14 protein-coding genes are annotated in these 12,009 nt (G+C 62.0%); 8 read left to right on the top strand and 6 right to left on the bottom strand.

Annotated features, from left to right (window positions below; translation table 11 throughout):
• Window positions 1-7: 7 nt before the first annotated feature.
• On the bottom strand, window positions 8-811 hold the full coding sequence (locus tag ACIOJF_RS08060) for a hydroxypyruvate isomerase family protein (RefSeq protein ID WP_105656616.1): 804 nt from the start codon (window positions 809-811) through the stop codon (window positions 8-10).
• A gap of 641 nt (window positions 812-1,452) precedes the next feature.
• On the opposite strand from ACIOJF_RS08060, the gene ACIOJF_RS08055 reads away from it, so the two are divergent.
• On the top strand, window positions 1,453-2,976 hold the full coding sequence (locus tag ACIOJF_RS08055) for an NCS1 family nucleobase:cation symporter-1 (RefSeq protein WP_286134071.1): 1,524 nt from the start codon (window positions 1,453-1,455) through the stop codon (window positions 2,974-2,976).
• Between the two features lie 8 nt (window positions 2,977-2,984).
• On the top strand, window positions 2,985-3,731 hold the full coding sequence (locus tag ACIOJF_RS08050) for an aspartate/glutamate racemase family protein (protein ID WP_105656405.1): 747 nt from the start codon (window positions 2,985-2,987) through the stop codon (window positions 3,729-3,731).
• Between the two features lie 160 nt (window positions 3,732-3,891).
• Here ACIOJF_RS08050 and ACIOJF_RS08045 read toward each other — a convergent pair whose 3' ends face one another.
• The gene (locus ACIOJF_RS08045; protein ID WP_219844111.1) at window positions 3,892-4,425 is read right to left on the bottom strand and encodes a hypothetical protein; all 534 of its coding nucleotides are present in this window, start codon (window positions 4,423-4,425) and stop codon (window positions 3,892-3,894) included.
• Between the two features lie 132 nt (window positions 4,426-4,557).
• On the bottom strand, window positions 4,558-5,244 hold the full coding sequence (locus ACIOJF_RS08040) for an SDR family oxidoreductase (protein WP_105656618.1): 687 nt from the start codon (window positions 5,242-5,244) through the stop codon (window positions 4,558-4,560).
• Window positions 5,245-5,418: 174 nt separating this feature from the next.
• Between ACIOJF_RS08040 and ACIOJF_RS08035 the strand changes: the two genes are divergently transcribed.
• From ACIOJF_RS08035 to ACIOJF_RS08010, 6 genes are all read left to right on the top strand, one after another.
• Window positions 5,419-5,631 carry a hypothetical protein gene (locus ACIOJF_RS08035; protein ID WP_105656406.1) on the top strand — a complete coding sequence of 71 codons (213 nt, stop codon included), beginning with the start codon at window positions 5,419-5,421 and terminating at the stop codon, window positions 5,629-5,631.
• A gap of 33 nt (window positions 5,632-5,664) precedes the next feature.
• On the top strand, window positions 5,665-6,198 hold the full coding sequence (locus ACIOJF_RS08030) for a DUF488 family protein (RefSeq protein ID WP_105656407.1): 534 nt from the start codon (window positions 5,665-5,667) through the stop codon (window positions 6,196-6,198).
• A gap of 348 nt (window positions 6,199-6,546) precedes the next feature.
• A complete protein-coding gene (locus ACIOJF_RS08025) occupies window positions 6,547-7,533 on the top strand; it encodes a siderophore ABC transporter substrate-binding protein (protein ID WP_105656408.1) in 987 nt (328 codons plus the stop codon).
• Between the two features lie 92 nt (window positions 7,534-7,625).
• Window positions 7,626-8,606, top strand: a complete 981-nt coding sequence (locus ACIOJF_RS08020) for an ABC transporter permease (protein WP_181148775.1) — start codon at window positions 7,626-7,628, stop codon at window positions 8,604-8,606.
• Window positions 8,607-8,610: 4 nt separating this feature from the next.
• Window positions 8,611-9,645, top strand: coding sequence for an iron chelate uptake ABC transporter family permease subunit (locus ACIOJF_RS08015; RefSeq protein WP_105656410.1), 1,035 nt, complete (start codon window positions 8,611-8,613; stop codon window positions 9,643-9,645).
• Window positions 9,642-10,397: an ABC transporter ATP-binding protein gene (locus ACIOJF_RS08010; RefSeq protein WP_105656411.1), complete on the top strand. Its 756-nt coding sequence runs from the start codon at window positions 9,642-9,644 to the stop codon at window positions 10,395-10,397. The genes ACIOJF_RS08015 and ACIOJF_RS08010 overlap by 4 nt, the downstream gene beginning before the upstream one ends.
• A gap of 97 nt (window positions 10,398-10,494) precedes the next feature.
• Here the strand turns inward: ACIOJF_RS08010 and ACIOJF_RS08005 are convergent, their stop codons facing one another.
• From ACIOJF_RS08005 to ACIOJF_RS07995, 3 genes are all read right to left on the bottom strand, one after another.
• Entirely contained in the window at window positions 10,495-10,761 is a 267-nt protein-coding gene (locus tag ACIOJF_RS08005; protein WP_105656412.1) for a hypothetical protein, read from the bottom strand.
• An 86-nt stretch (window positions 10,762-10,847) separates the two neighbouring features.
• Complete coding sequence (locus ACIOJF_RS08000) at window positions 10,848-11,441, bottom strand: GNAT family N-acetyltransferase (protein WP_105656413.1); 594 nt, start codon at window positions 11,439-11,441, stop codon at window positions 10,848-10,850.
• Window positions 11,442-11,748: 307 nt separating this feature from the next.
• Window positions 11,749-12,009 carry a GlsB/YeaQ/YmgE family stress response membrane protein gene (locus tag ACIOJF_RS07995; RefSeq protein ID WP_105656414.1) on the bottom strand — a complete coding sequence of 87 codons (261 nt, stop codon included), beginning with the start codon at window positions 12,007-12,009 and terminating at the stop codon, window positions 11,749-11,751.

Here is a 12,009-nt window from a genome sequence, read left to right as displayed (position 1 = left end):
GTGTTCTCTAGACTGCGGCGCTGCTGCTGGCGTTCTGGAGCCAGTCGAAGGCGGTGGCCGCTTCCTGCTTGTACTCCAGGGCGACGTTGCCGGTGTAGCCCAACTCGCGCGAGCGCTTGATCCAGTCCTGCAGCGGCAGGTCCCCGGTGCCCGGAGCTCCGCGGCCCGGTGCATCGGCGATCTGGATATGGCCGAAGTCCTTGGCATGCGCTTCAATGACGGCGGCGACGTCATCGCCGTTGACTGACAGGTGGTAGAAGTCGGCCAGCAGCGCGATGTTCCCTTCGCCCTGGGCCTTGACAGCCTCGACGACTGCAAGCGCCTGGGCCGCAGTTTTCAGCGGGTAGGCTTCCGTGCCGGAGACCGGCTCGATCAGCACGGTGCCGCCGACCTTGGCCACGCCCTGGGCCGCGGACACCAGGTTCTCCAAGGCCAGCGCATCCTGGGCCGCCGGGTCGGCGCCCTCGATGCGGTTGCCGTACAGGGCGTTGAAGGCCTTGCAGCCGGTAGCTTCGGCGATGGCCACGACGGCGTCGACATTGTCCTTGAATTCGGACTCGCGCCCCAGCCATGAAACCAGTCCGCGGTCGCCTGCCGGCATGTCGCCGGCGAAGAAGTTCAATCCGTCCAGCTGGACGCCCGCGTTGGCCAGCGAGGCGAGAAATTCGTCGACCTGCTTGCCGGAGGGTGCGGCTTCGCCAAATGGCCACCAGAATTCGACGCTGTCGAAACCCGCCTGCTTGGCGGCATCCGCGCGCTGCAGCAGCGGCAACTCGGTGAGGAGGATCGAGCAGTTCAGAGTGTAGGACACTGGATTTCCCTTCAAGAACATCTTCCAAAGATTCCGCTTTATGGAAGTTAGCTTTTGCTTTATGAAAACTCTAGGACGAGACGCCAATCACTGTCAAGAAGGTTTCGGGACGAAGTGCCGATGCGCGCAGAGTCGCACAGAAGTGCGCTGCAGTGGCATCAGGACAGGAATGGCGCCCGGTGCGATCCTGATAAAAGCAGGCTCATCAGCGGATTCCGGGAATGGAATAAAAGGCTCCGGAATCCGGCCAAAATACCATCTGGTGAAATTATCATTTTCTATTGCGGGAATGTGATCCAGTGCATACAGTGGTGGTTACTCACCTGGCACATATCTCGGAGTGACTTCCTAGCTCAGGAGCAGCCATGCTTTTTCCACCGTGCATCACGCACAGCGCACAGCGGCTTGCCGTTGCGCCGCGCCCGGCCATGCCGCTTCTCGGCTCGCCGGCCGAGTTCTACGTTAATTTCGGACAGCCGATCTACCCGTAAGCGGGCCCGCCTACCTGTCCTGCGTCCCCGCAGGCAGGCACGGGCCGTTCCCCTGAACGCTCCGCTTCCCCAGATCTGTCATCTTCCCTTGCCGCAGTGCGCCCGAATGCGCCTGCCCGGATGCATGACCCTTTGACAAGGATGTCCATCATGTCGCAAAAGACCCCTGAAATGGTGCCCGAGGCCGCACCGCAGGAAAACCGGCCCGCTATCGACCGGGCCAATCCCTTCGAGTTGAGCGCGTCGCTCTACAACCAGGACCTGGCACCAACCACCCGCTCCGGGCGCACCTGGAGCTCTTACAGCATCTTCACCCTGTGGGCCAACGACGTGCACTCGCTGGGCAACTACACCTTCGCCATCGGGCTCTTCGCGCTGGGCATGAGCGGCTGGCAGATCCTCGGCGCGCTGGGCATTGGAGCGGTCCTGCTCTTCGCGCTGCTGAACTTCTCGGGGTTCATGGGCGAGAAAACCGGTGTCCCTTTCCCGGTGATGAGCCGCATCGCCTTCGGCATCAACGGCGCCCAGATTCCCGCGCTGCTGCGCGGGGCCGTGGCCATTGCCTGGTTCGGCATCCAGACCTACCTCGCCGCCCAGGTCCTCGCCGTCATGGTGATTGCCGTGGCCCCGGGGTCCGCAGCCCTGGAGCAGACCAGCTTCCTGGGACTGAACGCCCTGGGCTGGATCTGCTTCGTCGCCCTCTGGGCGGTGCAGCTGGTCATCGTCAGCTACGGCATGGAGATGATCCGCAAGTACGAGGCCTTCGCTGGCCCGGTCATCCTGGCCACCTTCCTGGGCCTGGCCATCTGGATGCTCTTCGAATCGGGTTTCAACGTCTCGATGAGCACCGGCGAATCGAAGACCGGCATCGAGATGTGGACCGCGATGTTCGGCGCAGCCGCCCTGTGGGTCTCGATCTACGGCACCTTCGTCCTGAACTTCTGCGACTTCACCCGTGGCGCATCCTCCAAGAAGGCGATCGTGAAGGGCAACTTCTTCGGCATCCCGCTGAACATGATGTTCTTCGGCGCCATCGTGGTGGTCCTGACCGGTACGCAGTTCTCCATCAACGGCCAGGTCATCACCTCGCCGTCGGATATTGTGGGCGCGATCCCGAACACCTTGCTGCTATTGCTGGCCTCCGCCGCCCTGCTGGTGCTGACCATCGCGGTGAACCTGATGGCCAATTTCGTGGCACCGACCTACGCATTGACCAACCTGCTCCCGAAGAAGCTGAACTTCCGCACCGCCGCACTGATCTCCGGAGTCATCGGCCTGGTCATCCTGCCCTGGAACTTGTACAACTCCCCCGAGATCATCAACTACTTCCTGGGCGGCCTGGGCGCGCTGCTCGGCCCGCTGTTCGGCATCATCATGGCCGACTACTGGCTGATCCGCAAAGCCCGGATCAACGTCATGGACTTGTACCGCTCGGATGCCGAAGGCACCTACTACTTCACCCGCGGCGTGAACTACCGGGCCGTCGGGGCACTGGTGATCAGCTCGGTGATCGCACTGGTGCTGGCCTTCGTCCCCGCCTTGCACGTGGTCGGCCCGTTCGCCTGGTTCCTGGGTTCGGGCGCCGGCGCCCTGGCCTACCTGGCCTTGGCCAAGCGCCAGCACGATCTGGCAGACATCGATGGCGAGCCGATCGCCGTGGCACCAACCCATTAGGACAACTCATGCGCATTCTGATCCTGAACGTCAACACCACGCAGTCCATGACCCGCGCCATCGGGGATTCCGCACGGCAGGTCGCCTCGCCCGGCACCGAGATCGTCGAGCTGACCCCGGATTTCGGGGCGGACTCCTGCGAAGGCAATTTCGAAAGCTATCTGGCGGCCATCGCCGTAATGGACAAGGTGGTCCGCTACACCGAGCCATTCGACGCGGTCATCCAAGCAGGCTACGGCGAGCACGGCCGCGAGGGCCTGCAGGAACTGCTGGATGTCCCGGTCGTGGACATTACCGAAGCCGCCGCCTCCACGGCGCAATTCCTCGGCCACAAGTATTCGGTGGTCACCACGCTGGACCGCACGGTGCCGCTGATCGAGGACCGGCTGAAACTGGCCGGCCTGACCGACCGGCTCGCCTCGGTGCGCGCCAGCGGGCTGGGCGTGCTGGAACTGGAATCCGATCCGCAGCGCGCGGTAGCGGCCATCGTCGAGCAATCCCGCCAGGCAGTGGAGCACGACAAGGCCGAAGTGATCTGCCTGGGCTGCGGCGGCATGGCCGAGCTGGAGGAACAGGTGCGGCTGGCCACCGGCGTGCCAATTGTTGATGGCGTGCGCGCAGCGGTGACCATCGCGGAGTCGCTGGTCCGCATGGGGCTGAGCACCTCCAAGGTGCGCACCTACGCTCCCCCGCGGCCCAAGACCGTGACCGGCTTTCCCATGACTCCGGCGGCCGTCGTTCCGGCGGGTCTCTGAATGCCAAGCCAAATGGCAGGCTCAGCCCAGCGCGCTCACAGTCAGCCGTCCTAGAGTTATAAGTACCTCATGAAGGTGCGAGTGATGACAAAAGGAAACCCCGGTGCTTCGGCACCGGGGTTTTCTTCTTGCCCTGCTCTCCATCGAGGACCGGATTGGCCTAGGAGAATTCAGGCACCTTCGGCAACGCCATGTTCTTCGAGAAGAACTCGGCCAGTTCCGCGCGGGCAGTCAACGGCAAGACCTGGGCGACATACATGTCCGGGCGGACGACAACCAGGGCTCCGGGCCGGTCGATCTTGCGTTCCGTGAAGATATCCTGATGCGGGATCGCGGCATAGACCTTCTCCCAGTCGGTGATCTGGACCTGGCCCAGCTCGGCATTGCCCGCACCCGGTGCAATAGCGCCCAGCACGAGGGCCGGATCCACGGCAGACCAGCCGATATCGTGCAGCAGCATGGCCGGCAGCACGATATTGGCATCGGCTTGCGGGTGATGGCCCAGCAGCTGCTGGGCCAAGGACACCGAATACAGGGCGTGCGCATCATTGCTCCGGACCGCGAGAAGCTCCTTGGCGTCCTCCCACAGCTTGGCCAGCAGCGGGTACTGCTCGAACAGGCCGGGTCCGGCGCTCCCGATCCTGCTCGAGACATCGCGCCCGTAGTGATTCGCAGCGGGTTCTAGTTTGGTCATGGGCACATGATCCCACCGCTTGCCCGCAGGCAGAAGGCCCCGCATCCACTCAGTGGAAGCCGCGGAACTTTCATCCGCAGATGCAGAACAGCCCTGCCCCCGTTGCGGAGGCAGGGCTGCGGCTGCGCATTCCTAGACGATCGCTTCCACGATCGGCATGTTGCCGTTGTAGAAGTTCACGGTGGAGCGGCGTGCTGCATTATTGGCCACCACATGGGTGATCACTTCGGCGACGTTCTCGCGCGAGGTCTGAGATGCCTCGCCTTCAACGTCTGCTCCGTTCACCTTGCCTGCCTTGTCAGCCAGCACCACGCGCTGGCTGGCCGGTTCCAGGGTCAGCGCCCCCGGGCCCAGGATCGTGTAGTCCAGCTCCGTGCCGCGCAAGTACGCGTCGGCGTCGTGCTTGGCCTTGGCATAGGTGTAGAACGAGTTGGCCGGATCCAGGCTGTCCACATCCACCAGGGCGCGGCTGTAGGAGACCATCACGAAGCGGTCCACGCCGGCCTGCTTGGCAGCCTGCATGGAACGCACCGCGGCATCATAGTCCACGGCGCGGGTGCGATGCTCGTTGCCGCCACCGGCACCTGCGGAGAAGACGATGGCGCTTGCACCGGAAAAGGCCTGGGCCAACTGATCCACGCCAGCGCTTTCGATGTCGATGACTACTGGGGTGGCGCCCGTGGCGCTGATGTCGGCTGCATGCTCCGGGTTGCGGATCAGCGAGTTGACCGCGTAGCCGCGCCCAACCAGCTTGGGCGCTGCCAGCAGGGCAACCTTCCCATGTCCGCCAATGAGAACTACTCGATTTTCTTCAGCCATGAACTGCTCCTTCTGATCGATGCTCGTATTCGGCACAACAAGGCCTGCCACGAGCCTATTCCCGGCGAGCTTCGGCGACGACTTTCTGAGTGCCAGCTTGATAGCGGTCATTTCGGTTGGCAATGGGCGTACGCTCGGGTTCATAGAATTCGCACTCGACCCAGGATGAAGCTCATGAAGCAGAGAACCTTGAACTTGGAACTGAGCAATGACCAATTCGCGGACCTGGCCAATGCGCTGGAGGACCACCGGGACTATTTCAAGAAACGCGCCGATGAAGCAACACTCGGCTTCGGGCTCGACACCGGCTACTGGCAGTCCCGTGCTGCCGAAGTCGAAGAGCTGCTCCAACTAGTCCTCAGCTCCGCCAAGCACGATCAGCATTAGCCCCGCCCCTTCCCCACCCAAGGAGCCAGCATTTTGCCCGCTGGAATTTTCACCATTGGACATTCGGCACGATCCATCGAGGATTTCCTCGCACTGCTAACGCAGTACGGAGTCACGAATGTTGTGGATGTCCGCAAACTCGCCGGCCCCCGCAAATTCCCGCAGTTCAATGCGGATGCCTTGGAAGCCTCCTTGAGCACGGCAGGAATCAGCCTGCACCACGCGGAAGCGCTGACCGGCAGGCGTCCTGTGAGCCGAAGCGTCGATTTCGCAGTCAACGCATGGTGGACGAACCGCAGCTTCCATAATTACGCCGACCATGCCCTCGGGGACGATTTCCTGCAGGCGCTCCAGCGGTTGCAGGCGCGGGCCGCCGGCCAGAAGACGGCGATCATGTGCGCCGAAGCTGTATGGTGGCGTTGCCATCGCAGGATCATTGCTGATCATCTGCTGGCCCGCGGTGCCGAGGTATTCCACATCATCGATGGGCATCCGGCCAAACCTGCCGAGCTGAGCCCTGGCGCGGTGATCGACCAGCAGTCGCGGATCACCTACCCGGCAGCCTGATACCGGCGCGCAAAACGGGCATCAATGGCAGCATCTGCGCCATGGCTCGGCTCATGCAATGAGCTGGAGGTGCAATTCATTACGCTGCCTGACGCAGCTTCCTCCATGCCTTCGGACACTAATTAAACAAGGCCGATGATCGTTATTTCTCCCTGAAATAGCCCAGTCAGCTGGGGCAAGCCTCATCAAGAGCCGCATTTGCGGACGGTTCCAGCCTTGAATTCGCGCATTTGGGTGACCTAGCTAACATAAGAGCCGTTTGGCTTAATTCGCTCAGATAAGGCTAAGCTAATTATCAGATCACTCAATAGCGCAACCAACGCCGGTTGCTGTCCGAAGAAGGAATACATGTCCTCCATGAAGCTTCGCGCTGCCGCACTGCTGAGCATCGCCGCACTGTCACTGACCGCTTGCGGTTCCGCTACCGATACGGCAGCTGAGGCCAAGGCTGGCGACACCAAGACCGTCACCATCACCGACAATGAAGGTGAGAAGAAGATCGAGGTTCCCGCGAAGTCTGTCGTTGCCACGGATAACCGCACCTTCGAGACCCTGGATTCCTGGGGCATCAAGCTCACCGCAGGCGCTGTCTCGCTGATGCCGGATACCATCTCCTACACCAAGGACGAGAACATCCTGGACTTGGGCAGCCACAAGGAACCGAACCTGGAATCAGTTGTCACCGTCGACCCTGACCTGATCATCAACGGCCAGCGCTACACCCAGCACGCCGCGAAGTTCAAGGAACTGGCTCCGGAAGCCGCCATCATTTCGCTGGACCCACGCGAAGGCGAGCCATTTGACGCTGAGCTGGAACGCCAGGTCACCACCCTGGGCGAGATCTTCGGCAAGCAGGCCGAGGCCAAAAAGCTCGTTGAGGACTTCGAAGCCGCCGAGAAGCGCGTCACCGATGCCTACGACAAGGACCAGACCGTCATGGGCCTGATCGCCTCGGGCGGCGAGCTGGGCTACTCGGCTCCTACCACCGGCCGCACCGTCGGCCCGATGTTCGACTTCCTGGGCCTGACCCCGGCGCTGAAGCTCGACGAATCCTCCACCGACCACGAGGGCGACGACGTTTCGGTCGAAGCCATCGCCAAGTCCAACCCGGACTGGATCATCGTCATGGACCGCGACGCAGCGGTTGAAGCCGACGGTGCGGACTACCAGCCGGCAAAGGACCTGCTGGAGAAGTCCGAGGCGCTGCAGAATGTCACCGCCTCGAAGGAATCCCAGGTTGTCGTCATGCCTGCTGACACCTACACCAACGAGAGCATCCAGACCTACACCGAGTTCCTGAATACTTTCGCTGACGCGCTGGAAGCTGCCAAGTAGCATTCCGGACACCCCAGCCAGCTAGTGGCGAAGCCGTATTCCGGCTTCGCCACTAGAGCTGTTTTCCCACCACTTATTTCCACGGCGGCATAATGACAAGCACGACCTCCCCAGCCCGGACCAAGAGCAAGGCCCTTTCCGGAAAACTCGCATTGGGCATCCTCGCAGTACTGGTGCTGCTGGCGTTCTCCCTGTTCACCGGCGTCTACGACATCTTCGGCATGGACGACGGCGCCATGATGTTCGCCGTCACCCGCATTCCGCGCACCCTTGCGCTGGTACTGGCCGGAGCGGCCATGGCCATGAGCGGATTGGTGATGCAGTTGCTGACCCAGAACCGCTTCGTGGAGCCGACCACCACCGGCACCACCGAATGGGCGGGCCTGGGCCTACTGACCATGCTGGTACTCTTCCCCAGCGCGTCGCTGCTGGCCAAGATGAGCGTCGCGATTGTCTTCGCCTTCATCGGCACCATGATCTTCTTCCTGTTCTTGCAGCGCATTTCGCTCAAGGCCTCGCTGACCGTGCCGATCGTGGGCATCATGCTCGGTTCCGTGGTCGGCGCCTTCTCCACCTTCTTCGCGCTGTCCACCGACAAGCTGCAGTCCATGGGCATCTGGCTGGCTGGTTCCTTCACCTCTGTGATCCGCGGGCAGTACGAGGTGCTGTGGATCGTGGCCATCGTCGCCATTGCCATCTACATCGTGGCCGACCGCTTCACCGTAGCAGGGCTCGGCGAGGAAATCGCCACCAACGTCGGGCTGAATTACCGCCAGGTGATGCTGCTGGGCACCGCGCTGATCGCGGTCGCCACCGGCGTGGTCACCGTGGTCATCGGCAACCTGCCATTCCTCGGCCTGATCGTGCCGAATATCGTCTCGATGGTCCGCGGTGACGACCTGCGCAGCAACCTGCCCTGGGTCTGCCTGCTGGGCATCGCGATCACCACGGTGTGCGACCTGATCGGCCGCACCATCATCATGCCGTTCGAGGTCCCGGTCTCCCTGATCCTGGGCGTACTCGGCGCGGCCGTCTTCATCTTCCTGCTTCTGAGGCAGCGTAAAGTTGGCTAATCTCATGACTCATCCCGCTTTGGGCATCCACCACTCCGCCCGTTCTGCCGGGCCGCTGCCCACCAAGAAGGTCCGCAAGCGCTACTGGATCACCCTGTCCATCATGATCGGGCTGGCCCTGTTCTTCGGGATCGGCCTACTCGCCTGGGATAACCCCATGCCATTTGGCTCCGACGGATTCTGGATCATCGCCAAGCTGCGCGCCAGCAACATCCTGACCATGGTGATCGTGGCCGCCTGCCAGTCCATCGCCACGGTGGCTTTCCAAACGGTGACCAACAACCGCATCATCACCCCGTCGATCATGGGCTTCGAAGCCTTGTACCGGGTGGTGCAGACCGGTGCGATCTTCGTGCTGGGCGTTGCCGGGGTGACCTTCTTCACCGGAGTCAGCCAGTTCGTCCTGCAGGTGGCGATCATGGTGGGCCTCTCGGTGGCGCTGTACGGCTGGCTGCTTTCGGGCAAGCTGGGCAACATCCAGATCATGCTGCTGGTGGGCATCATCATCGGCACCGGGCTGGGCTCGATCTCGACCTTCATGCAGCGCCTGCTGACCCCGAGCGAATTCGATGTCCTCACCGCACGCCTGTTCGGCTCGATGGCCAACGCCGACATGAGCTACATGCCGGTGGCCATCCCGCTGGTGGCCATTGCCGGCGGCTACCTGGTGCTGTCCTCGAAGAAGATGAACATCCTGGCCTTGGGCAAGGAAACCACCATCAACCTGGGGATCAACCACCGCCGCGAGGTCATGAAGACCTTGTTCTTCGTATCGATTCTCATGGCGGTCACCACCGCACTGGTGGGCCCGCTGACCTTCCTCGGCTTCCTGGTGGCCACCTTGGCCTACCAGCTGGCGGACACCTACGACCACCGCTACATCTACCCGATGTCCTTCCTCATCGGCTTCGTGGTCCTGGCCGGCGCCTACTTCGTCATGAAGAACATCTTCTACGCAGAAGGCGTGGTCGGCATCATCATCGAAGCCGTCGGCGGCATTACATTCCTGATCTTCATCCTGCGAAAGGGCCGGCTGTGATTACCCTCAATTCCGTCAGCAAGAAGTACAGCTCCACGGTCTCCATCGGCCCGGTCAGCTTGGAAATCCCCACCGGCGGCATCACCGCCCTGGTAGGCCCGAACGGCGCCGGCAAGTCCACCATGCTCACCATGGTCGGGCGCCTGCTGGGCATCGACCAGGGTTCCATCGAGGTCTCCGGCTACGACGTATCCAAGACCAACTCGAAGGATCTGGCCAAGATCGTCTCGATCCTGCGCCAGGAAAACCACTTCGTGACCCGCCTGACCGTGCGCCAGCTGGTGGGCTTCGGCCGCTACCCGCACTCCAAGGGCCGGTTGACCCAGGCCGATGAAGAGATCATCTCGCGCTCCATCGACTTCCTGGACCTGGGCGAATTGGAAAGCCGCTACCTCGATGAGCTCTCCGGAGGCCAGCGCCAGCGCGCCTACGTGGCCATGGTCCTGGCCCAGGACACCGACACGGTGCTGCTCGATGAGCCGCTGAACAACCTGGACATGAAGCACTCGGTAGTGATGATGCAGCACCTGCAGCGCGCTGCCCGCGAGCTGAACCGCACCATCGTGATCGTGCTGCACGACATCAACTTCGCCGGCCACTACGCCGACTACATCTGCGCAATGAAGCAGGGCAAGGTCGTCGAGTTCGGCACCCCTGATGAAATCATGTGCGATGAGGTGTTGACCAAGGTCTTCGAAACCCCGGTAAAGGTCATCCCGGGCCCCAATGGCCCGCTGGCGGTTTACTACTAGGCAACGCCATGAACACCAAAAGTTGAGCCCCGTGAACGACAACTAGTTCATGGGGCTCAACTGCATCCATTCACCCGCACTGCGGGCCCTGCTTTTGCTATTGCTTGGACTTCCCCAGCGCATTGATCGCGTCAACCATCGTCACGCCCGGATGCTGACGGCGGTATTCCTTCACATCCCGGGGTGAGAGCCCCTGTGCATCGACGGTGATTTCCTGGGGCTTCGGACTGCCAGTCCAACCCCAAAGCATCAAGGTCCAGCTGCCTACGAGCAACCCCCAGGTAGGTTCCTCCGACAGCGCCATGAGCAGAATAGCGGCGGTTGCCAGCGCCAAAAGAACACTGGTGCGCGTTGATTTGCCCATGGGACCGCCTAGCTCGCTGGGGTGGTGCTGTTCCCTTCCAGCCTTTCAAAGAACACACCGGTGATCAAGGATCCATCCCTCATCCTTTAGCAGGAGGCCTGGGCCGTCCATTCCTCAGCCAACAGCGCGTAGCCCACGGAATCCATCCATTCACCGCTGCGATGCAGGCTGTCCTTGCGGCCATGGAATTCCTTGCGCATCCCCAAACGCTCCATCAGTCTCCATGATGGCTCATTGGCGGCAAAGCATTCGGCAGTAACCCTGCGCAGGCCAAGAGGGCCGAAGCACAGGCCCATGGCAGCGGCAACGGCTTCAGTGGCGTAGCCCTTGCCACCGAAGGAGGGATCGAAGCTCCAGCCGAGGTTGCCCTCAACGCCCTTGACGCGCTGCTCAATTTCGCTTTGCCCCCAGCCATCCACGATATCCAGCATGACCGTGCCAATCAGCTGGGTCCCCTGCCCGGTGTCCAGTTCCACAGCCAGGTTCCTCAGCGGATAGTCCTTCGCGAAGAACAGCGAACGGAATTCTTCCACGGTTGCTGGGCCAGCGGTAATCCACTGGGTGACATCGGCAAGCTGCCGGTAGAGCCAGAGGTCTTCCACATCAGCCGAATTCACGCGACGCAGGGACAGGCGTTCAGTGCGTACCGGCCAGCTGATCTTTTTCAGCGCATCTTCCATTCCCCAAGCCTAGCCCTACGGTTTCCAGGCGGTCCTAGCCCTACGGTTTCCAGGCGGTCCTAGCCGCCACGTTCGCTCGACTGGGATCTGCCTGGTCCTGTCGATGATGGCCTTCGTAGCGGAGGGCGCCTTGCATGCCAAGCTGGATGATTCGCGCTGCACCTGGCCCCGCGCTGTCCTGGGCACTGCAGGTTCCCACCGGCATCATGCAGGCGTTGCGGCAGAAGGAAACGGGCGGGATCCATAAGGATCCCGCCCGTTCCCATTAGCCAGCGCCATCAGGCTGCAGGCAGTTCAGCGCATGCCCCTAGTCGCGTTTGCTGCTGACAAAACCCCAAATGACCAGGACCAGCAGCGAGCCGCCGATGGCCAGCAGCCAGGTGGACAATGACCAGAACTCGCTCACTCCGACACCGAAAACTGCCGAGCCAATCCAGCCTCCCAGCACCGCCCCGACCACGCCGAGCAGCAGCGTGGCAAGCCAGCCGCCTCCCTGCTTTCCGGGCTTGATTGCCTTCGCGATCGCACCGGCAACGAGGCCAAGGATGATCCAACCGATTATTCCCAT

The organism is Glutamicibacter sp. NPDC087831 (assembly GCF_044742845.1).
Classification (GTDB): Bacteria; Actinomycetota; Actinomycetes; order Actinomycetales; family Micrococcaceae; genus Glutamicibacter.
Note: the sequence above shows the minus strand (reverse complement) of the source record. Positions and strands in the feature narration are given on the sequence as shown.

Bases quoted from the DNA above. Each gene is read 5' to 3' on its own strand.
- ACIOJF_RS08025 (WP_105656408.1), top strand. From the start codon at position 6,547: ATGTCCTCCATGAAGCTTCGCGCTGCCGCACTGCTGAGCATCGCCGCA.
- ACIOJF_RS08050 (WP_105656405.1), top strand. From the start codon at position 2,985: ATGCGCATTCTGATCCTGAACGTCAACACCACGCAGTCCATGACCCGC.
- ACIOJF_RS08000 (WP_105656413.1), bottom strand. From the start codon at position 11,441: ATGGAAGATGCGCTGAAAAAGATCAGCTGGCCGGTACGCACTGAACGC.
- ACIOJF_RS08055 (WP_286134071.1), top strand. From the start codon at position 1,453: ATGTCGCAAAAGACCCCTGAAATGGTGCCCGAGGCCGCACCGCAGGAA.
- ACIOJF_RS08015 (WP_105656410.1), top strand. From the start codon at position 8,611: ATGACTCATCCCGCTTTGGGCATCCACCACTCCGCCCGTTCTGCCGGG.
- ACIOJF_RS08020 (WP_181148775.1), top strand. From the start codon at position 7,626: ATGACAAGCACGACCTCCCCAGCCCGGACCAAGAGCAAGGCCCTTTCC.
- ACIOJF_RS08045 (WP_219844111.1), bottom strand. From the start codon at position 4,425: ATGACCAAACTAGAACCCGCTGCGAATCACTACGGGCGCGATGTCTCG.
- ACIOJF_RS08040 (WP_105656618.1), bottom strand. From the start codon at position 5,244: ATGGCTGAAGAAAATCGAGTAGTTCTCATTGGCGGACATGGGAAGGTT.
- ACIOJF_RS07995 (WP_105656414.1), bottom strand. From the start codon at position 12,009: ATGGGAATAATCGGTTGGATCATCCTTGGCCTCGTTGCCGGTGCGATC.
- ACIOJF_RS08035 (WP_105656406.1), top strand. From the start codon at position 5,419: ATGAAGCAGAGAACCTTGAACTTGGAACTGAGCAATGACCAATTCGCG.
- ACIOJF_RS08005 (WP_105656412.1), bottom strand. From the start codon at position 10,761: ATGGGCAAATCAACGCGCACCAGTGTTCTTTTGGCGCTGGCAACCGCC.